General features: G+C 40.5%; 18 protein-coding genes and 1 other annotated feature. Of the genes, 8 read left to right on the top strand and 10 right to left on the bottom strand.

The features are described 5' to 3' along the window. Nucleotides 1-356: 356 nt before the first annotated feature. The 4 genes from CIK80_RS13145 to CIK80_RS13125 form a co-directional block, all read right to left on the bottom strand. Nucleotides 357-3,569, bottom strand: coding sequence for a tyrosine-type recombinase/integrase (locus tag CIK80_RS13145; protein ID WP_095570338.1), 3,213 nt, complete (start codon nucleotides 3,567-3,569; stop codon nucleotides 357-359). Then, complete coding sequence (locus CIK80_RS13140; protein WP_143516799.1) at nucleotides 3,562-5,652, bottom strand: hypothetical protein; 2,091 nt, start codon at nucleotides 5,650-5,652, stop codon at nucleotides 3,562-3,564. The genes CIK80_RS13145 and CIK80_RS13140 overlap by 8 nt, the downstream gene beginning before the upstream one ends. Nucleotides 5,653-5,916: 264 nt before the next feature. Continuing rightward, a protein-coding gene (locus CIK80_RS13135) for an IS3 family transposase (RefSeq protein ID WP_095568366.1) occupies nucleotides 5,917-7,136 on the bottom strand; the annotation gives its coding sequence in 2 pieces (ribosomal slippage) (nucleotides 5,917-6,860 and nucleotides 6,860-7,136; 1,221 coding nt in all). Beyond that, nucleotides 6,745-6,861: a sequence feature (AL1L pseudoknot), on the bottom strand. Its footprint overlaps the gene before it by 117 nt. Nucleotides 7,137-7,288: 152 nt before the next feature. Further along, nucleotides 7,289-7,840, bottom strand: a complete 552-nt coding sequence (locus CIK80_RS13125) for a hypothetical protein (protein WP_095570335.1) — start codon at nucleotides 7,838-7,840, stop codon at nucleotides 7,289-7,291. Nucleotides 7,841-8,118: 278 nt separating this feature from the next. On the opposite strand from CIK80_RS13125, the gene CIK80_RS13120 reads away from it, so the two are divergent. Continuing rightward, nucleotides 8,119-9,138: an aminotransferase class V-fold PLP-dependent enzyme gene (locus CIK80_RS13120; RefSeq protein WP_218830331.1), complete on the top strand. Its 1,020-nt coding sequence runs from the start codon at nucleotides 8,119-8,121 to the stop codon at nucleotides 9,136-9,138. A 318-nt stretch (nucleotides 9,139-9,456) separates the two neighbouring features. Further along, complete coding sequence (locus CIK80_RS13115) at nucleotides 9,457-9,780, top strand: DUF1244 domain-containing protein (RefSeq protein ID WP_062844859.1); 324 nt, start codon at nucleotides 9,457-9,459, stop codon at nucleotides 9,778-9,780. Nucleotides 9,781-9,857: 77 nt separating this feature from the next. On the opposite strand, the gene CIK80_RS13110 is transcribed toward CIK80_RS13115, so the two are convergent. The 3 genes from CIK80_RS13110 to CIK80_RS13100 all read right to left on the bottom strand — a co-directional run bounded on the left by CIK80_RS13110 (nucleotide 9,858) and on the right by CIK80_RS13100 (nucleotide 12,306). Next, nucleotides 9,858-10,295: an SRPBCC family protein gene (locus CIK80_RS13110; protein ID WP_062844860.1), complete on the bottom strand. Its 438-nt coding sequence runs from the start codon at nucleotides 10,293-10,295 to the stop codon at nucleotides 9,858-9,860. A gap of 75 nt (nucleotides 10,296-10,370) precedes the next feature. Then, nucleotides 10,371-11,351 (bottom strand): 23S rRNA pseudouridine(2604) synthase RluF, encoded by a 981-nt coding sequence (rluF, locus tag CIK80_RS13105; protein WP_095570334.1) that lies wholly within the window; start codon nucleotides 11,349-11,351, stop codon nucleotides 10,371-10,373. Nucleotides 11,352-11,601: 250 nt separating this feature from the next. After that, complete coding sequence (locus CIK80_RS13100) at nucleotides 11,602-12,306, bottom strand: hypothetical protein (RefSeq protein WP_095570333.1); 705 nt, start codon at nucleotides 12,304-12,306, stop codon at nucleotides 11,602-11,604. Between the two features lie 416 nt (nucleotides 12,307-12,722). Here CIK80_RS13100 and otsB point away from each other — a divergent pair, with 416 nt between their 5' ends. From otsB to CIK80_RS13070, 6 genes are all read left to right on the top strand, one after another. Next, a complete protein-coding gene (otsB, locus tag CIK80_RS13095; protein ID WP_228139843.1) occupies nucleotides 12,723-13,607 on the top strand; it encodes a trehalose-phosphatase in 885 nt (294 codons plus the stop codon). Then, nucleotides 13,604-15,250 carry a trehalose-6-phosphate synthase gene (locus tag CIK80_RS13090; protein ID WP_095570332.1) on the top strand — a complete coding sequence of 549 codons (1,647 nt, stop codon included), beginning with the start codon at nucleotides 13,604-13,606 and terminating at the stop codon, nucleotides 15,248-15,250. The genes otsB and CIK80_RS13090 overlap by 4 nt, the downstream gene beginning before the upstream one ends. A 73-nt stretch (nucleotides 15,251-15,323) precedes the next feature. Next, nucleotides 15,324-16,346 carry an acyl-CoA/acyl-ACP dehydrogenase gene (locus tag CIK80_RS13085; protein WP_095570416.1) on the top strand — a complete coding sequence of 341 codons (1,023 nt, stop codon included), beginning with the start codon at nucleotides 15,324-15,326 and terminating at the stop codon, nucleotides 16,344-16,346. Beyond that, the gene (locus CIK80_RS13080) at nucleotides 16,334-17,233 is read left to right on the top strand and encodes a PIG-L deacetylase family protein (protein WP_095570331.1); all 900 of its coding nucleotides are present in this window, start codon (nucleotides 16,334-16,336) and stop codon (nucleotides 17,231-17,233) included. Before CIK80_RS13085 ends, CIK80_RS13080 begins: the two co-directional genes overlap by 13 nt. Beyond that, a complete protein-coding gene (locus CIK80_RS13075) occupies nucleotides 17,217-17,987 on the top strand; it encodes a class I SAM-dependent methyltransferase (protein WP_095570330.1) in 771 nt (256 codons plus the stop codon). Before CIK80_RS13080 ends, CIK80_RS13075 begins: the two co-directional genes overlap by 17 nt. A 62-nt stretch (nucleotides 17,988-18,049) precedes the next feature. Continuing rightward, nucleotides 18,050-18,721, top strand: a complete 672-nt coding sequence (locus CIK80_RS13070; protein ID WP_095570415.1) for a glycosyltransferase — start codon at nucleotides 18,050-18,052, stop codon at nucleotides 18,719-18,721. A 226-nt stretch (nucleotides 18,722-18,947) separates the two neighbouring features. Here the strand turns inward: CIK80_RS13070 and CIK80_RS13065 are convergent, their stop codons facing one another. The 3 genes from CIK80_RS13065 to CIK80_RS13055 all read right to left on the bottom strand — a co-directional run bounded on the left by CIK80_RS13065 (nucleotide 18,948) and on the right by CIK80_RS13055 (nucleotide 21,509). Continuing rightward, nucleotides 18,948-19,658, bottom strand: a complete 711-nt coding sequence (locus tag CIK80_RS13065; protein WP_095570414.1) for a hypothetical protein — start codon at nucleotides 19,656-19,658, stop codon at nucleotides 18,948-18,950. A 231-nt stretch (nucleotides 19,659-19,889) separates the two neighbouring features. Then, the gene (locus CIK80_RS13060) at nucleotides 19,890-20,546 is read right to left on the bottom strand and encodes a glutathione S-transferase (protein WP_095570329.1); all 657 of its coding nucleotides are present in this window, start codon (nucleotides 20,544-20,546) and stop codon (nucleotides 19,890-19,892) included. A gap of 156 nt (nucleotides 20,547-20,702) precedes the next feature. Continuing rightward, nucleotides 20,703-21,509: a sulfite exporter TauE/SafE family protein gene (locus CIK80_RS13055; RefSeq protein WP_095570328.1), complete on the bottom strand. Its 807-nt coding sequence runs from the start codon at nucleotides 21,507-21,509 to the stop codon at nucleotides 20,703-20,705. Nucleotides 21,510-21,539 lie beyond the last annotated feature (30 nt).

Raw genomic sequence — 21,539 nt, 5'->3', positions numbered from 1 at the left:
CAATATAAATCTTTCTCTCTGGCTGTTCGCAAGCGTGGTAGAGGTATTGAAAAATTCGTCCCAGCAATAAGGTAGCATTTTATTGTTTCTTAACTATACCTATTATAGCTCTAAACCTATTATATTCTTAAAACGTATACAATGATTTATGGATTTAACCCCTATGATAATTCCCCCAATAAATAAGAACACGTAGAAATAGAGATTAACTACTATGAGCTATGCTGAAGAAACCGTACAACTAAAATTGGTAAATTAAGCCCATTAATAAGTGACCCCTACTGTCAATCGCGTAGAACCAAACTTGGGAGGTTTTAATTATGTAGCCTGACAACAAAAACTATTCTACATCAGCCTCACTTCTCACTATCTTGTTCAAGCATTATCACTAACATCTCTCCCAAAAACTTCAAGACGCCGGAGGACTCATACGTAGTTTTTTTCTCAGATTTGGCGTTCATTTTTCTCACAACTCTAACTTCAAATTCTGCACCATTTTGGTTAGCCTCAACTCTAATGGCGCTATCTAGTTTATACTTTTTCTTGAACTCCCTAACTTCTTTCACGCTATTAGAAGTCATTTGCCAATGCTGAGGGGCAATAATTTCACAGCCTATCTTCAAAAATTCAGCTAATAGCTTATGTTGAGACTGTTTAATACCAAACTTTAAGTAAGATCTAGAAGTAATGTGCTTTTTTTGATAGGTTCTGACAAACTGGCGTAATTTATCAGGGTTATGTACTGACATATGATACGCTTTATCCAATGCTGTTGTAATAATCGCTTGAGCAGTTTGACCTTTAACTTGAGTGATGAGCTTGTCATTATTATTTAAGTCATTTGCATTTTGATAAAGCTTTTTCGCTTTGTGAAGATGAATACCGTGTTCTGTCGCTTTATTTTCCAATTCTCTATCACGCAGCTCAGGTTTAAGGTTATCTAGCTTTCTTATAAAGCTTATAACAGCGTCATATCTAGCATCAATAAAGATAGAACGATATATCCCCTCACCTTCAGTATTCTGTTGGATAAGTTGAGCGCTCACATCGGGCGCTGTAAACAAAGGAGCATGATGCGCCTTTAGTTTTTTGGCAAAATAAAATCTTAGCTCTTTTAGTGCTACCATCTTAGAAGCTTTATCATAAGCGGTTTTACTATGATAATTTACCTTTTGATAATCTATACCTGTTATATTCTGAAAAACAGTGAAAGGTATTTCGATTTTAGCGTGGCTTAGCTGCCACCCTGCTAATAAATGTGCGGTATGGATATAATGCTCAAAGGTAGTGTCACAAGTTAGATGACCTACAAAGCTCGCTAACCCAAACCAAGCACCTTGATTTTGATGGTAACCAGCAAGACTGTCAGCAATATTTTGGCAGTCCTCGACAGTATAGTCAGTCATCACCTCTACTAATGCCGAACCATTGATAGCTAGCGTTAACTGGCTGATTGCCGTATGTCTAAGGCTATGGAAAGTGTAACTGTGGTTGTCTTGTCCAAGCACTCCATCCCATAGTATCCTCATCAAATTGCTAAAAAAATATGTTGGTAGTGGCTGCTTATTTACGCCTTGAGAGAACAAATAGGACACCCCCATTCTTTCTTGCTGAGCAATAAACAACGTCAATATTTTTAACTCATCTTTTTTTACAAGCGCCGTTAATAATACTCTTCTTTTAGCACTACTACTTTTAAGACGTAGATAAGGGTTTGGCGTCAGTACAACGCTAATATCCGAGATACTTTTTACGTTCTTGAGTTTTATACCTGCAATCTCATTAATGCGCATGCCAGTACGATACGCTAGAATCAGTATCGTCTGGCATAAAAGCTTTTGGCTATGGTTTAATTCAGATGCTTGTATAGCGCTATGCATGGCGCTATACACTCGAGGCGATACCATACTTGCTTTGACGACCTGCTTATTTTCTCCCCATGCAAAAATCACGTCAGGAGCATCGAAATACTGCATCTGATATCGATGAAAAGCGCGTAATCGCCCATAAGTATAAGACTGAGTGTTTTTGAGTTCATCTAAGCTGATTGATTGTTGACTCTCATTTTTTGCGTCGTTACTTTCATCTAGCGCCTGCTCTAAATTAGATTTTGGATCATTTAAATCATCATTTTCAATATTCTTGATATCATTCTCATCAAGCTCAATATCGTCTCGATCATCAATTGGGTCTTTCTGTAAAACATCATTTTTGCGCGCATCTTTGACTTTACTTAAGATGATTTGCTCATATATGTCTTCATAATCATTGCTACCCCATTCCTCTACATCTTCATCAATCGTCAGCATAAGCCACTCACGTCCAATACAACCAACGTATTTACTGACTGAGTTTAAATTGGTTTGGTTACTTTCTAGTAAAGACAGCACCCAACCGAGCAGACGTATGGCATTAGGCTGAGGAAAATCGTTTTTTAGGTGACTTATTTTTTCTTTGGCAGATGATCGAGCTCCTTTCAAGCTCTCTTGGATTAGCTGAATGATATTTTTGCTAAAAGCAGGATAGCCTTCACTCCTTCCAAGATTTTCACTTCTTAAGATATTTTGAACAAATAGCTGTTGCCAAGTAATGGCAGATTGGGTATTTTGAATGTCTTCTCGGTTATAAGTGAGTAACTGGTCTGTAGGCAATGACGTGCTTTTAAGCTGTCCTTGCATAACCAAACTACCAGCTCCATCAATAGCGCTATCAGGCCATTGGCGCCAGTGAAAATTAGCGTATCTAATAAGATGCGATAAATGAATTTTTTGCGGATCGCGGCAAGTGAGCCCAAACTTATTGTTTAGCTCTTTAACGATTGTCTCGAACTGGCTTATTTTACGCTTGTTTATATCAGTATCGCCTAAAGCATGTAAAAATATGAGACTGAGATCGTCAGGAACATAAGTGATATAACGAATTAATGCATCATTATCAGTATCCCCTCTACATCCATATTTATCATCACTGATCTCCAAAGGAATCACGAGTAAGATATTATCAGCATCTAGCTTCTTATGATGTACAGTCTGTTTTTCCATATTAATAAGATACAATTTTCGATCGCTAAATAGCCATTGATACAATGCTCTCAATGCCTCAATATCATTTAGACCACCAAACATGATACTGCTATACAAGAAATAAGAAACATAATCGTTGGCACTAAACTTAAGCTTACGTTGCCAAAACAGCTGCATAGCTTGCCATGTTTTTGAGACCTTTGAGCCTTCAACGAACCAGTCATAGCTTATAGTGAGTTTGTCTCGTTCGGCAACAATAGGAACAACAGGTTCATCTAGCGCGCAATTGTTATTTTTATTATAATTTCTGACAGCTTGTAAGAACCCTACTCTTGCACAGCGGTATTGATTGAATGTCTTGAAAATGTTCGATAACTCATTATCAATAGCACAATAATGTTCTTCCATATCGGATTCATCAAAGGGCTGATGTTCATATAAATACTCAGTGACCATCTCTTTAGCGTTTCTAATGAACGCTAGCTTCTGCCGCTGTAAATTGGCCGCTCTTTTCTCATGCGACGATAACTCTGACGACTTAGACATGGTGCTTGATTTCCACTTGTTTAAGATCAAGCTTTTTTGCCACGCGATCTAACTGTAGTAATAGCTCTTTTCTATATTGATTGATACGTTCAGAAGACATAGGATGAAATATCTCTTGATCAGCATGTTCATGACCAAATAAAGCACAGATGTATAATTCGTTGACTTCATTGGTCAGCATGGAACGTAATTGATGCCGCAACCAATTGTCTTGATGAGGAAGAGCCTTGCCCACTATACCTCTAATACGTCTTGGTGTGATGGGCATAAACTTTTTTGGATTTAAGCTAAATATCTGTAAAAAAGGCACTTTTGAATGCAAAATTTGGTCGATTTCAAGCTTGTGTTCCGGATATAAAGGATTATGCACACTAGCAAAGTGTTCGATATAACTAATGTAGTTTTTTATCGCCGTTTTTAGAAAAGAGCTGATAGGAATAAGACGACCATAGTCTTTGCCTTGTCGTATGGATTTATCAGAAACCCAATAGATATCATGATTAAAATTAAATTGATTTAGAAGTCCAGGTGCGTCATTCACAGGTCTTATGCCTGTTTGAATCTGGATAATGTGCCAGAGCCATAAACTATAAGCATTGAATTGTTTGATATATTCATCTTCGCGATCGTTTACGCCATGATTTAATTGTTGTTTATCACCATGCACTTGTTCTGCAAGCAGTGCGAAAAACTGACCACATACTTTATCAATCAGTGCCATCTCACTACCGACGAAGGTTTTATTAATGTTGCTAGCGACAATTGGCATATCTACCAAATAAGGGTATCTGTGTGCTTGCCATAGTTGATAGTGTTTTGGGCTTAAATAGCCGGAGACTACTTGATTGTAATTTACACTATAGTAGTGTACCGCTCCCAGATCTTTAAAGCAGCGACCACTTAGTATATTGATTGCAGCTTGGTAAGTATGAATCAGTGAAGATGTTTTTATACTTGTATAGTACAGCGGTGCTGAGTGCTCCACCTCGACGCCTGTAATGATGTCTGATTGTAATGGTTCGCCGATGTGGTGAGTAATGATAGATGTTAGCGCTGCTTCTATATGCTGGCTAGATAATAAAGGTAAGGACAAACTCTCTTTAAGCGCTTTTAGAAGTTGATTGACGTCAGTTGGTTCTACTTCAAACTTGTATTGTAATAAAGCTTGTAGAGTTACTGGTAACGGTAAACTAAAATGATTGCTATGGCTTTTAACGACGGACTTTATTACATCGCGCCTATTAACAGTGACATTAATACTATTTTGAATCACTGCTACACCGCTCTCTTCTTCCACCAAAAACTGTCTTTGGCTTTTATTACTCGACACCTCACTGATCACGTTTTTAATTGATCTACCGGTTATCATCGATAACAATAATATAGAAGCAGTACGCCTATTATGTTGCTCTTCGTTAGAGACCATATCCCACAGTTTTACAAAAACTGACTGATAATCAGATAATGTTAATAGTCTGGTACTACTAGGGAACATAAATCGATTACGTTTACTATGCAGATAGCTGGTTTTAACTTGGTACTGTTGTAGTTGCGATGATTTAGCTGTTTTCCTAGTAGGTTTATATTTGTTGTCTAAAAGCGTTGGTGGGTCATCGTCAGCTAAGTTTTCTGATTTAACAACATTGTTTCCTAAATATTCCTCAGGGAAACGCATTCGTCGAGTTTCTTCATCCGTAAGAAGTACATCTTGGTCTTCTCTCACCTTCTTTACGATTACAGACTGTCCATTTCCCCTACGTTGCCTTTCGATATAACTCTTATCTTTAATAACAACTTCATAAGCAAGTCTTATCTCACCTATCTTCTTAGCTAGATTATGAGTTTTAACTAAACCTGTCTCCTCCCTATGCCGCATATCTTGTTCATATAATTCAATATCAGCGAAGTTTTGAAAGACATTGGCAGATGAGTCATGTATGTCTATCAGCTCATCAATAATTGCCGTTTGAGATGAGTTCTTTTTTAGCGACATTCTTATGCGAACGCCAAGCTTGTTAACTTTATTAAAATGCTTATCCTGACGCTTTACTATGAGTAATATAAGTTGCAAATACTTGCTCATAAAAAGCCAAGATTTGTCAGTGAACGGTTCTTGCCTATAGTAAGCAGTAAATGTAGCTAACATATAAGAAACGGACCAAACATCAGTATTTTTATGAGAATTTACTGCTTCTATAATAGTGTTGCATTCGTCATACGTTAGCTCCGTCAAACTCAAACCGACACTCTGATCACTAATTGTCATCAAGTAGTTTGGAGACAGAATTATCAGCCCAAAAATAACTCTCTGAACCGCCCCGACTATATCGGAGACTGTTTATTCAAGTTAAGCAGCAATGCCTAACAGATTAAGATTATCATAATACCGCTTCTCAAACTCAAAAGGTGACACATAGCCAATCGCACTATGCAGCCTTTTTTTATTAAACCAGTCCACCCATTCAAGGGTTGCTAATTCAACATCATTCACACCTTGCCACTGCTGTTTTAAATAATCAATCACCTCCGTTTTATACAGCCCGTTAACCGTTTCAGCCAACGCATTATCGTATGAATCACCCGTTGTACCAACAGAGGCGATCACACCAGAATCTGTCATTTTGTCTGTATAGCGGATAGACAAGTACTGAACCCCGCGATCACTATGATGAATCACATCTTTTGGATTATTTCTATCTGCTATTGCTTGGTTTAGTGCTGCCATCACCATATCGGTGTTCATACGATTAGATACCTTCCAGCCCACGATAGCGCGAGCAAACACGTCAATGATAAAAGCAGTATAAACCCAGCCGCTTGTCGTCTTGATATAGGTAAAATCAGCCACCCACAGCTGGTTAGGGTGGCGTGCGCTAAAGTTGCGATTGACCAAATCATCAGCGCGCTTCTGGTCATCACGGCTGTTGGTGGTTATCTTACCTTTACCGCGCCAAACCCCCTGCATGCTATGCTGCTTCATTAACCGCTCTACCGTACAACGAGCCACATGACTGCCGTCAGCCTTCATTTGCTGCCAGACTTTACGCGCACCGTAGCGGCACTTGCTGTCCTGCCAGATGCGCCTGATTTCACTGATGTAGAAGTCGTCATGTTGACTGCGTAATGAGCGCTTGTCAGGGCAGCTCTCCAAGTCTTTAGCACGGTAATAGGTTGATGGAGCAATCGGCAAGACTCTACAAATGGCTTGGGTCCCATATTCTGACTTATTCTCATCAATAAATTTGATCATCACTTCGGTGGGCGGTCTATTTCCGCCTGGGCGAAAAAAGCAGCTGCTTTCCTTATAATCTCATTAGCTTGCTTTAATTCTCTGTTCTCACGTTCAAGCGCTTTGATGCGCTCGGCTTGGCTTTGAGCTTGAACATTAGCAGGTATGGTTTGATCGATGTGCTTCTTATACCATGACCGCAAGGTTTCAGGCGTACAGCCAATCTTAGGGGCAATGGCTTGAATTGCAGACCATGTGGAAGGATATTCGTCTTTGGCTTCAATGAGCATGCGAACCGCACGCTCTTTCATTTCAGGGGTATAGTTTCGTGTTTTCATTGTCGTATTCTCTCAGAAAGTTGAGTCTCCGACAATCTCGGGGCGGTTCACTCTGCACTTGAACTGACAATGGTGAGTCATGTGGCACAATCTGTCTGATCAAAGCATGAGCCTCTTCGACCTCCATAGTCCTAACAGGCCATTTTTTTACTTCATCCATTGGTCCAGTCCATGTTTTGTGGTAAATCAAACGCTTGTTTTTCTTGCTTCAAAGACCTTTGTGCGTACAAATACTGGTCGATGTTGATGCCGGCGAATTTACAGTAATCTTCGTTAAATAAGCTATCACACCCCATTAGCTCTTTCAGCGTTGTTTGAGCACAATGCTTCTGAAGATGCTGCCATAAAGAGACATGGTCGACATCCCGATGGAAGCATAGTTTCAATACTTCTACCCAAGCCATCTTAGTAATTTGCTCATCATTACCCGTAATGATTATAAATGGCTGACTTACATCAGACTCGTGATGAAGAATATTCATCATGCGCTCAAAATTATCAAAATATAGATAACCTTGCTTATCGCAAAATATAACTCTTGTCGGAGGCTTATGGTACTTATTGATACTAGCAAGATGAATAGGTGAAGTTTTAGAACGAAACTTCAGCCACGTTTTATAGGCTAGGGCCGCTTTGGGATGCACGGTCAACGGAGTATAACTAGGAGTAAAAAAATGATTACGAGCTACAGGTTTTTCTGTCATTGAACACCTCTGCTCTCTAGAGAAATTAACAGTCCTAGAAATAATATTGATAGGGTAGGAGTAGTTCTAGACTAGCTTAAGAATAGTTAAGTGTCAATATACGTATTTTCACGGTGACTAAAATATGAATAACTTATTACTTAATGCACTAACATACTAAAATATAACTATAGTTCATACAAACTAAATCATTTAATATCATATACTTATAATTAAAACCTAGTTGTGTAAAATAGTTCTGCGTCCTTGCCAAGGTTGGGGTTTCTATAGAAACCATTTTGAATACCAATACTGGTAGTATTGTCACATCACTTACGGCTTCAATGGTCATGTTTGATATGGTCAGAACAGTCATGGAAAATGTCCCCGGTGGTAATGTCGTGACCACTTTGTTAGAGCATCCTTCAGCCTACGATTCAATGGTCTCTTATGCTGCGGCAACTGGTAAAGAGTTGAGAGTTGCTAAAAAAAACCCATTGACAGGTGGTGTTGATGTTGAAGATATAATAGAGTTGATTGATCAAGATACGTGTTTACTCACGTTTATGTATGCCTCAAATGTGTCTGGTGCATTATTAGATGCAGAAAAGATAGTTGTTGAAGCAAGGAAAATAAAACCTGATCTATATATTGTGGCTGATGCTGTACAACATGCTCCGCATGGCATTATTGATGTAAGTAAAGTGCCTGTTGATGGCATTAACTTTGCACCTTATAAGTTTTTTGGACCACGTGGTTTTGGGATTGGTTATGTATCAGAGCGGTTAGCGAAATTGCCACACAATAAGTTAATTGCTAAACCAAATGATTATTGGCAACTTGGTAGCCCTGCTCCCGCCCATTTTGCAGCAGTCACTGAAGTGGTCAATTATGTGTGTTGGCTAGGAGAGCAATTCATTACTTCAACGACAAAAAGAGAGCTTTTTGTCGAAGGTATGACTCGTATCAAACTGCATGAAAGAGCCTTAATGCATGCAATGTTAGAAGGTACAGAAAATGCAGAAGGATTAAGACATATAGATGGTATAAACGTATACTTAGATTGTAAAGACCTGACTAAAAAAGACTTTATTATGGCAATTGGCTTTGACAACATAGATTATGAAAAAGCAGTAGAATATTATGAGATGAATGGAGTAGTGACTTTCGAACGTTTATTATCAAGCCCCTATTCGTCAAGAATGTTGGAATCGTTTGGTTTGAAAGGTTCGATCCGTGTCTCACCAATCCATTGCCATAATCTAAAAGATATAGAAAAATTTTTAGGAGTCACCAAAATACTTTGCCAAATACAGTGATTCAACTTAGTTTAAAAGCTTGTAATGGTACGGTGATTTTGCCGGCTAGATAGAGGTGATACTATTCACCTCTATCTAGTTAATAATTTTGCCAAGTGTTTTGAATATAGATCGACATAGATTGTGCAATATTTATATCGTTAGTATCATGTCAATTGTAAAGTGGCTCAATTACAGTTTCTATATTAGTGTAAACTGGACTTTATTAGACGGACAACCAGTAAACAATAAGATAACAGGTTATCAGCACTCTTAAAGTGCCAAATATAACAACAAACGAGCACCCACAAACACGCATTAATAATTAGGAAAAATCTTATGGCAAAATTAGAATCAAACATTGAACTAGAAGCTGCGGCATTTCGTCGCTTATTAGCTCATTTAGACGAGCGTAAAGATGCACAAAATATTGATCTAATGAATCTTGCTGGCTTTTGTCGTAACTGTTTATCTAAATGGTATCAAGCTGCTGGTGAAGAACGTGGTATTGAAATCGAATACGAAGATGCACGCGAGCTTGTTTATGGTATGCCTTACTCTGAATGGAAAGAGAAGCATCAACAAAAAGCAACACCAGAGCAATTAGAGCGCTTTAACAACATTGAAGCTGCCAAGAACGAGATTGATAAAAGAAAAGACTGATTAAGAGTAAAAGAGTTGCCCAAACTCTATAAGCGACACTCAGAGCAAACTATAAAAAACTCAATATTGCCGCTAATTTAGCGGCTTTCTAAAGACTTGAGCATGCTATTAAAAACTATTGTACCTTGTTTCTGCATTTTACGATCAAACAAACGCCCAACCAATGGCACAACTAATCGGCCTTCAGATATCCAAGTCACGTGTGTGCTTCCATCCCCTAAATCTTTTAAATCAATAATACCCTTATAGTGCTCCATCTTTATAGGCCTAGCTTTTTCGATTTGATATTGCATATGAATAGGACGCTCAAACGCAGTAATTCGCTCCCATACTTTAAAGGCTCCAGTTTGTACCGTTCGTAAAGCGCCGACTCCATTTCGCTCTTCATCACCTTCAGTCACCAACTTAGCCACACCTACAGATTTGAATAATCCATAACTGGCATGGTCACTTAGTGCTTCAAATACCTCATTAATCGGTTTTCTGACAATACGCTCTACTTTTATTTTAAACATAGTATTATCTCGTTAAAGTTATTCAACTTACTGCCATTTCAAAGATACATAAGGTAGTCACATTTTAAGAACTTATTACCGCTTAGATCCTCGACCTTTTGCAGGACGCTTGCCATTTGTAGTAGGTCTGCCATTGCCACCAGTCTTTTTACCAAAAGGACGACCATTACTCCCTTTAGAACCCGCTGGTTTTTTAGCACCATCATTGGGACGTTTACTACCGCCATTTTCTGCCCCCTTTGGTTTTGAAGTACCTTTTGATTTTGACGAGTTGGCATTTTGAGCGTTTTTTCGGGGGGCATGACGAGATTTCTTGCCTGGATTGCTGGCATCCGAAGAAGAATCTTCTACAGCTTTAAGCAGCACAGACAACTCTTTTGGGGTTAGATCTCGCCAATCGCCAACTGGGAGGCCTTTAAGACTAACGTTCATAATCCGCGTACGCTCAAGCTTGACGACTTCGTAACCAAAATGCTCACACATGCGACGAATTTGACGGTTTAGACCTTGCACTAACGTAATATTAAATACGGTAGGCGCCACCTTAGTCACTGGGCACTTTTTCGTCATCTTGCCAAGCATAGGTACGCCGCCTGCCAAACCCTCGATAAAACTGTCCGTTATCGGCTTATTCACCGTAACCAAGTATTCTTTCTCGTGATTATTACCAGCACGCAATACCTTATTTACCAGATCACCATTGTTGGTCAAAAAGATTAACCCTTGGGAATCTTTATCCAAACGACCAATAGGAAAGATACGTACCCCGTGTCTCACAAAATCAACAATATTATTTTTTTCAGAGCTTTCCGTAGTGCTGACAATGCCCACGGGTTTATTCAATGCAATAAAAACAAAATCATCCGCCTCGCGTGGCTCAATAAGCTGTCCATTCACCTTGACCGCGTCTCCAGCAACCACTTGCGCGCCTACTTGAGCGCGCTTGCCGTTGATGTAGACATTGCCTTGCTCGATAAAGCGGTCAGCATCGCGGCGAGAGCAAATACCGCTCTCGCTGATGTATTTATTTAAACGAGTCGTGGGATTGTTAAACATAAAGCACCGTTTTTACCTTATAAAAAGCTTATTTTGCTAGAAAAAAGCCTAAATTAAATGGATCATTAACAACAAGATTGCTCACATCACATGGGAAACTTAGCACCCATTTTTGGAAGAAATACGCATAAAACCAAAAATATATTCAGAATTGTATAAACCAGTATGGATTCAAAAGTACTTATTTATGACGCCAAAGGTTCAAAAAACTCATTTTAACTGAAAAACGTCTACCAGTTTGTTTTCGGTACTATTCCGCATCATCCAATAACTTGTTAAGTGCTTCCACCATGGCGTCATCTATGATGTTGTTTTCTACATAGCTTACAATCTCATCCATAGTTGTCAGATCCATTTCACGAATACCTAAGCCATTAAGCTGCGCATTAATAGACGCTAAGCTATTATGATTTTCAGAATCCTCTAATAGATTCTCTTCGAATCTGGCTCTGACGAACCAATACATTTTTTCTAACACGGTGTCTTTTTTGGTCAACGTAGAATAACCATCGCCATAAATGAACAGATTGAAATGATAAGGTATTTCTACATCGTTAATGAAAAAAGTACGCTGACATTCTAACGTATAGGCTTGTAGCTCTTCATTCTGAGTCTCTTCACCCTCTGTATGGTCTTCATCATATTCAATCGACTCCTCTATCAACCCACCCAGTAGCTGATAGCCACCTACTTTGATTTTATGATTGTAAATGATACTTGCGTCTGCGATTGCATCAAAAATCACAGCGCTGACATCCAAGGTATGATTATCAATATCATAAAACGCTTTTAGCGCTGGTAAAAATTCAGTCAGCTTGTCTTCCGGCACTTCAATGAGAAATTGCTGCTCATATATTTTGACCATATCTTCAGGTGCATAGGTATTGGCTGTATTAGTCTCGTTTCGACCTGTGGCCGCCAAAGGTAAAAAATTATATGGGTTATTATCGGTCATTTAAAACTGCCTTTTTATATGGATGAGCTTATGAAATATTTATGAACGTATTGTCTCTTATTCAGACACTTTTGGATATACCGTTATCAAAAGACAAGGGCAATCTCTCTCATTTAGTGAGTAGTCGTTGGATATCTCTAAGCGGGTAGATTCACATTTAGAACTCTTCAGGCCTTTTGTTTTGCCAACGAAATAAGACTTGATAGAAGTTATTTTGTCCATGCGATGTTCACTAAGTTACAGAACCTACGCCAAATTAAACACTCTTGCCCTCTAAGATCAATTCAGGCTATGGCAAACTCATTAATGTGGTTATCAAGTATCAGTTATTCCTTTATAAACGGGTACTTAATGACGAAACAGTATGCCATACAAAGGGACTGAATGTGACTTCAGCAAGGAGCGTTAGTTTGGATATGTCACCCATATATATACAGCCAAATAACTTTGTTGATTATTTATCAAATCAGCAAAGTTATTATTTGTTTTTAGACATCGATGGCACGCTTGCAGATTTTACACTGGATCCAAAAGACAGCGTTATTCCCAGAACCACATTAACGATTTTACAAAAAATACAAGACTACGGTGTCAAAATCGCTATTGTAACCGGGCGAAGCCTTGCTGAAGCGAGACAAATGCTATCCCCTATCAATTTACCGATAGCAGCGACGCATGGTCTAGAAATCGCTCTTGATGGCGCCGAAAATAGCAACGATACCTGCACTCTGCATGTTGACTCTGCAGCACTTACTGCTATCAGGCAATCTATCATTGAATCCTGTATGTCTTACAGCGGTTTTGCCATAGAAACCAAACCTTACTCGGTCGCCCTACATTATCGGCAAAACCCTGCCTTAGCCGATGTCGCCTGCACAATTATGTCTGAAACAATAAAACATTCTGCTAAATGGACATTGAAACACGGTAAGTACGTTTGCGAAGCAGTACCAAAAGGTGTAAATAAAGGTACTGCCATCTTAACCTTACTAAAAGAAGTACGAGCCAGCGATAATATTTGTCCCATTTTTATTGGTGACGATATCACTGATGAGGCAGGATTTATGGCCATACAAAGTCAAAATAATGCTCTAAAGAAACCTCAACAATCAGCGCGAGGAATGGGTATCAAGGTCGGCCACGAGCCAAGCTGTGCCCATTATTATGTGAATAATATTGATGAGGTCACTGTGCTACTTCAGAGTTTTTTAAGATTTTTCCAACAGCAAAATATAAGTGATTTTGAGTCAATAGACACGGATTGTTTATTGCCAAAGGATGTCATGAGGCACAGTATATGAGTCGCTTAGCTGTCTTATCCAATCGAGTCAAAATGCCTGATAGTGGACCGATGGCGGGTGGGCTTGCGGTCGCCTTACAAGACGTCTTGGTAGGAAGTTCAGTCATTTGGATGGGCTGGAACGGCAAGGTTGTCGATAATAAGGCAGACGATACTGATGACTTTTGTAGTTACACTGACCATGAGTTTGATATCAGCGAAGATATTGCTTTAGCTATTACTGGCACAAACGGAGCTAGTACCACCGTCACTTACCTAACAACAACCCTTACCACCAAACAATATCGGCATTTTTACTGCGGTTTTGCTAACAATGTACTTTGGCCGCTACTGCACGAGCAAGCCGATTTAATTAGCCAAACGCCAGAAGATTATGCAGGCTATGAAAGTGTGAACCGTCTTTTTGCCAGACAATTAAAAAAGGTTCTCCATCCCGAAGATGTGATTTGGGTACATGACTATCATTTTTTGAGTGTGGCTTATTATTGCCGACAGCTGGGTATGCGCAATCGTATTGGCTTTTTTTTACATATCCCTTTTGCTCCATTAATGTTTTGGCAGCAGCTTAATCAAAGCGCTGAGCTGATTGAGCACCTTGCCCATTACGATGTACTTGGTATGCAGACTCAGCAAAACAAAACCAACTGCCTTGCTGTGTTTCAACATTATTTAAAAGCGAGTCTTTTGAGTGACTTGACAATCAATACATCTTATATGATCCAAAGTTTGACCAAGGATACCCGATCGCCAAGCGCACAGTTGATGCTCAATCTACCCTCATACCCCACGCATTGTTTGACGATTAATGCCTATCCAATTGGCATAAACGCAGCAAGAATCCAACAGCAAACGATGGATTTATCTATTCAATCTATAAAACCGAACCCGAAACGCAACCGTATCAAACCTGCTGCGCAACAAATCATTGCAGTCGATAGAATCGATTATTCTAAAGGCTTATTGGAGCGTTTTTCAGCCTATCGTCATTTTTTACAGCATTATCCGGTGTATCAAAATCAGTTGAAGCTGATACAAATTGCCTGCCCTAGCCGTTTAGACTTGCCTACTTATCAATGCCTTTACAATACTGTCAAACAAACCGTGACGGATATCAATCAGCAGTTTTCGCTTGATGTATGTCAAACCACTACTTTACCACGTAGTACCTTTAGTACTGACAGTAATGCTAGTAATTTTATAGAGAATTGGCAGGCCATTACATATAGTGAACAAGTACTGAGCCATGAGACATTGATGAGGGTATTCTGGCATAGCGATATCGGTTGGGTTAATTCGCTCAAAGATGGTATGAACCTTGTTGCCAAAGAATATATTGCGGCTCAAAATCCTGATGATCCTGGTGTGTTATTGCTGTCACAATATGCGGGAGCAGCTGAGCAAATGCAGGCGGCGATTATTATCGATCCGCGCCAACCTAAAAGCATCATACAGGGTTTAAAAAAGGCTTTAGAAATGCCGCTTATGCAGCGAAAAGAACGCTATCAAGAATTACTATATGGATTGCAGCAAGACAATTTACACGTTTGGCAACAAGATTTTTTAGACGATTTATACGGTAATAAAGAACATCAAGTGGCTAGCGCGCGCCTAGAGACACGCCAAATGCCTGAGCGACAAGAGTAATAAGGAGAGTCATGTGTCACATCTAGAGATAAAACCTTATTTATTACAAAGCATTAAAGCCGCTATAGAAGAGATGATTACGCAAGATGATCAAACCCTGAGCACATTTGTCATGACAGATAAGTTACGCCATGACATTTTAAATATACTGGTGACTTATGGCAACAAGATTCCTCATCCTGCTGGTGGTGACCATTCACAAACTTTGATTCGTTGGCAGATTTTGGCCTACGTGGCAGGTATTGATTTAACGATTGCCAAATGGTTTGAGTCTCATGTAGATGCCCTCAGCATCCTACATGAATTGGGTTATAGAGAATCAACACAAGGATTATGGGCGATTTGGGCGGCAGAAGGTCACCCCAATCCCATACGTTATCAGCAAGGTAAAATCAGTGGTACAAAGTCTTGGTGTTCGGGTGCCAATATCGTTGATCATGGACTCATCACTTATCAAGATGAGAGTGGCCAATCACAACTGCTTGTCGTATCCATGCAACAAGAGGGAATCGAGATTGATAATGGAGAATGGCATGCGGTCGGAATGCAAGCGACTGATACGGCCACCATACACTTCAATCAAGCAACAGCCAGTAATGTCGGAGCGGCAAATGCCTATCTAGAACGTGTGGGATTTTGGCATGGCGCGGCCGGTGTGGCAGCTTGCTGGTATGGAGCAACCACTTCTATAGCTGGCTATTTAATAAAGGCCTATCAGCAAAAACCACACGATTATAAAGCCATGTATTTAGGACAAATCAGCATCTCACTTTCAGTCACGCAGCAGTATTTTCATCATGTTGCTCACTTGATAGACAGCCAACCCACTCACAGTCACGAGCTTGTCATTCGTCAATTAAGAGCAAACGTTGAACAGCTGGCACGCGATGTTGGACAAGCCGTTGGACAATCTCTAGGCGCAGCGCCCTTTTGCCGTAATGCTCATTTTGCAAGGCTATCAGCGGATTTGCCTGTTTTTATTCGACAAAGTCATGGCGCGTTTGATTTACAAAGAATTGGGGAGCTGTCGAGTGTGTTAGCCACTGACTTAAACAATGACTCCATTAATGAGCAGGAAAACATATGGCAACTGTGACAACCAATATGTCAGAAAACCCCTCATGGTCTGACTTAACATTTCGCGATAACAATACAAAGATCAGTACTGACGCTATAGCCAATCGTACAGCCACGGCTAAACAAAACCATCCAATTGTCAGTGATCGAGTTATTGAAGGTGTTGGTACGAGTCCAGATACTTGGCAAAATTGGCAAGGACTACACGCGTTACCTCGATTAAATATTGCACAAAATTTTTTACCGCATCAGCGTGTGTGTGTGTTTGCGCCCCATCCTGATGATGAAATTTTGGGCTGCGGCGGTATGCTGCAACAACTGGCAGCGAACGGGAATTCTATCTTGCTTGTCCATGTGACCAACGGTACCCAAAGCCACCCAGACTCACAAATTTATCCACCGCAAACATTAGATATCATTCGCCCGCAAGAGAGCCTTGCGGCTTTAAACGCATTGGGTGTGGCTTCACAAGTCACGTCGATTTTTCTAGACTTGCCTGACGGTGATGTATTTGCACGGCAAGAGCAGTTTAATAAAAAACTGGATACTATCATCCGGCCTGAAGATATTTTGGTAGCGCCCTTCATTCATGATGGACATCCTGACCACGAGGCAACCGGACAAGTCGTTGCTGCATTTGCTAAGCAGCATAACCTAGACTGTTATCAAGCACTCATTTGGGCATGGCATTGGGCAAAGCCTGACGATAGGCGCATTCCTTGGCACATTGCCGTCAGACTTGACTTAACAGCTGAGCAATTAGCGCGTAAAGCGCAAGCGATTAATTGTTTTGCTAGCCAAATCACCGCTGATGAAAGTACAGGCAATCCGCCTATTTTATCGGCTCAAACCATCGCCAGAATTAGCCAACGCTGGGAGGTTTATTTATATGAACCATATCTCTAAATCTATAATAGCAGATGATACTCCTGCTATCGCTCACTCTGATACTTATTCACAGACCTATTTTGATGCGTTATACAGTGACAACACTGACCCGTGGGAGTATCAGACGCGCTGGTATGAAAAACGCAAGCGTGATATGTGTCTTGCGGTATTGGCTCAAAATCAATACGACAATGCGATTGAATTGGGCTGCGGCAATGGTGTGTTTAGTGAGTTACTTGCCCGCCGTTGTCAGGCGTTGGTGAGTATAGATGGCAACCAGCAAGCAGTAGCACTTGCCAAACAACGCTTGGCCAATTCCTCTCATGTAAAGGTCATACAAGGCGTGATTCCTCATAGTTTATCGACCCTAAACGAGACATTGCTCGACGCTTATCCTTTAGAGAACCATATCCCGACCCACCAATCGTCCTTTGATTTGATTGTCATTAGCGAGATTTTATATTATTTATCGCCCGCTGATATTGATACCGTTATTACTTGGATTCAGCAAAATCTTGCCATCGGCGGCACGTTGCTCTGCTGTCATTGGCGCTATCCCATTGATGGATTTGAGATGACAGGTGAGACGGTACACCAACGCTTATATCAAGCGTTTGATTTGTCCAATACTGTATCCAGTAATAAGGCATTCAACGAGAGGAAACAACAAGTAGGTTTTTCGCATCAAAGCAAGCTAATAGATACTGACTTTTTACTAGATGTTTGGCAAAACTCTCCAAAATCCGTCGCCATGCAAGAAAACTTGATATAACAAGTGTGAGAGTAAGACAATGCGAGGGAGACGCCACTATGGAAAATAGCGACATGGCTGATATAAGAATTGGTATTGTGATTCCTGCTCATAACGAAGCGATGACTATTAGCGCTTGCCTAAAGTCCATTCACAAAGCCATTACTCAACTGCCCTCAACTATCTTGGCATATCCGCTCGTTGTGCTCGATGGCTGTACCGACGAGACGTTGGCATTAGTTAAAAATGCAGGTGTGGATTATATAGCGTGTGATTGTCACTGTGTGGGACGAGTGCGAGATATAGGTATTCGCTATGTTATTGAAAATGACGCAACTTGGATAGCCTGCACAGACGCGGATTCAGTCGTGACAATAGATTGGTTGGTGCAGCAAGTCACTCATATCGAGCAGCAGTCTACTGATATGATTTGCGGCGTGGTAAGTGTTAATAACTGGGCACATTTGACGCCACAAACACAAGAAGCTTATATCGCGCATTATCAAGATATGATGGGACACCGTCACATTCATGGGGCGAATTTAAGTTTTAGCAGCAAATCCTATCTCGCTGTTGGCGGCTTTGCGCCTCTACCCTGTCATGAAGATGTAGATTTGGTCAAAAGATTCGAAGATCAAGGTTATGCCATTACTTGGAGCAATCGTGTCCGTGTGATTACCAGCAGTCGTCTAGATGCTCGAGCAAATGAAGGCTTTGCGGCATTTTTGGCAAATCTAGAGAAAGACAATTTATAAAGCACTCGTATTAGATATACAGCAAAACTGACTTATCAAAAATATAGATAGAGCTGAGAAAATCGCCTTTTATACAAACCAAAACGTTCTATCGTTAATCTTCAGGTAATGCCTAAACTTTATTGAAAATAGCCACATAAATGAACGTGAAAGCTACGATACATAACGGTAGCTTTTGACTCGCTCAAATTTTTATAACTGGCCTAGTATTTATTTATAACTAGTATCAGATCCAACCTGCCTCCAGCAGCTTCTCGGTATTACTGACTTTAAACTCACTATATAAGTCAAAAAATGCCATTGGGTCTTCAACATTATCGAGCAACTCTCGTTTTTTAAGTGCCACAAACATGGCTAGTGCATAAGCGGCGCAGTGAATCTTTTTCTTAGGATTAAACTCAAGATCTGTAAAAGCCTGATACTGCATTACTTCTTCATGCAGCTGAGTATTTTGTTTTAGGGCATTCACATACAGCCAATCATAAAACGTGGTCAGTGGCTCGACACTCCATTCCATACCAAAATAGTTATAGCCAATCAGTTCACCTGAGGTCATTAAGCGCTCATCCCTTCTGGCTTGTCTTGGCGGCGCACTTAGCAAATCAGTATAAGGGCCACCATCCTCAAAAATCATACTACTTTGAAAGGCATTTTCGACACTATACTGACTACCATCATCATTTGTAAGTTTTAAGCTCAGTGGACTAAGCAAAAAACTCAGCTTATTTCCTGATTTACTGGACATCTCCAAGACATTATTAAAGCCGTATTTCTTACGGATAACTTGATGCAAGTCATTGATAGTTTTTTTCTTTTGTCTACTTGCGAACCCTACATGCCGCTCGACCCTGACCATGTCCGTTTTTACCAGATTGTCACTGTTGACGCGAGGCATAAATACGGGTTTGAGCTCTACGGGATTTTTTCTTTGTTCGATAGGGTTCTGTCTTTGTTCCATAACCATGTGCCTTATATCAACGATCTTACATAAATGTTCTTTTTTAACAGGTTTGCTTCACTGTATTTTATATCTCTATATCGCGACGCTCTATTGCCACTGCCCTTATTAGATGCTGGTGAATGCTACTGTATATTTCTGAATAATGCCATCGAATAACGTCTTTTCATACTCATACTTGTATCAAATATGCTCATTATCTCAGCATCATCACTCAGTTTTGGCAGGAAAAACCACAGTCTCATCTTCTTCCTGCCACGGTTGGAACTTGACCATGGCTTGCAAAAATAACGGATGCGCTAACCAGTTTTGTAGCCACTCCTGTAATTTTGGATAAGGAAGACTATAAAAAGTATCGCGATCTACATGGGCAAATTGGCGCACAAAAGGCATGATGCCGATATCAGCAATGGTTGCGCTATCACCTAATAGGTAGCGATTTTTGGTCAGTAGATTCTCTAAAATCTGTAAGAAGACTTCACCCCGCTCCCGATATTCAGTTTGGGTCATCTCAGGATGACGATCAGCATATTTATAATGATCCAGCCAATGCTTAAAGTCATTGTCATTTTGCGTAATCAACGCATTGGCTTGAGACAAGATACCTTTATCCAATAATCCCTGTGGATCACTCTGCTCAAGCGCCCACACCATGATTTCTCGGCTTTCTTCAATCACAGTTTCATTTGTTAGTTGTAAGACAGGTACTGTACCTTTTGGACTAATCGCCAGCATTTGAGGTGGTTTGTTTTTTAAAACGATTTCGCGTAGCTCGACAGATACGCCTGCAAACAAAAGGCCGAGACGAGCGCGCATGGCATAAGGACAACGTCGGAATGAGTATAGGCGATGAAGGGATAATGTCATAGATATTTTACGCAGTTAGATGGGCACTCAAGGTCATTGGTGCTAGTGATTATGAGATATTATTCTGATCTTGGTTATATATCCAAGTTGATAGAAGAATGCAGCCAATCAGACAAATGCTGTCGAAAGCTGCATCAATTTTGACAAAAAATAGTGCTAGATGACGCCTAAACCACTTAATAACAATTGACTACCCGCAAATACGAGCAAGATGCCAAAAGCACGTTTCAGCATCAGTGCAGGCAGTTGATGGGCAAGCTTAGCACCAATTTTTGCTGTGATAAAACTGGCAACAGAAATACAGAAAAAACCACTGATATGCACAAACCCTATCGTCCCCTCTGGCAGATTGGTCATGTCTTTACCAAACCACGCAAAGCCTGCCGCTCCTGCCAAAGCTATCGGTAAACCACATGCAGCGGCCGTCCCTACCGACTGCTTCATAGACAAGCCTGCCCAATTCAAGAACGGAACCGTTAAGCTACCACCGCCAATACCAAAGATAGACGAAGCCAAACCAATACCTGTACCTGCACCAAACTGAACACTTGGCGGCGTTAAAGGTTTTTTTGGCTGCTCCTTATTCGAAAAAAAGAGCATTTTTAGAGCAATGGTTAATGCACCAACCCCAATGATGGCTTGTAAAGAGTCGCCATCTATTGCATCAGCGACACCCGCACCCACAAGGCTACCGATAACCAAGCCCAATGCCATATTGCGCCAGATATCCCAACGTACACCGCCGCGTTTATTGTGGGCTGTCAAAGAGCTGATCGAGGTCACAACAATGGTGGCAAGAGACGTCCCAACAGCTAGATGAGTCACTACTTCAGGCGAAAACTGATAAGAGGTAAAAATCCATACTAAGACTGGCACGATAACCATGCCGCCACCTACTCCGAACAAACCCGCACAAAGGCCAGCAAATGCTCCTGCAATAATAAACCATACATATAACAACATCGAACCTGCCTTTTATTTACTCATCTTTGG

Origin of the sequence: Psychrobacter sp. JB193 (assembly GCF_002285555.1) — a bacterium.
Taxonomy (GTDB): Bacteria; Pseudomonadota; Gammaproteobacteria; order Pseudomonadales; family Moraxellaceae; genus Psychrobacter; species Psychrobacter alimentarius.
The sequence above is the reverse complement of the archived record's forward strand: the minus strand, read 5'-3'. Positions and strand labels throughout refer to the sequence as shown.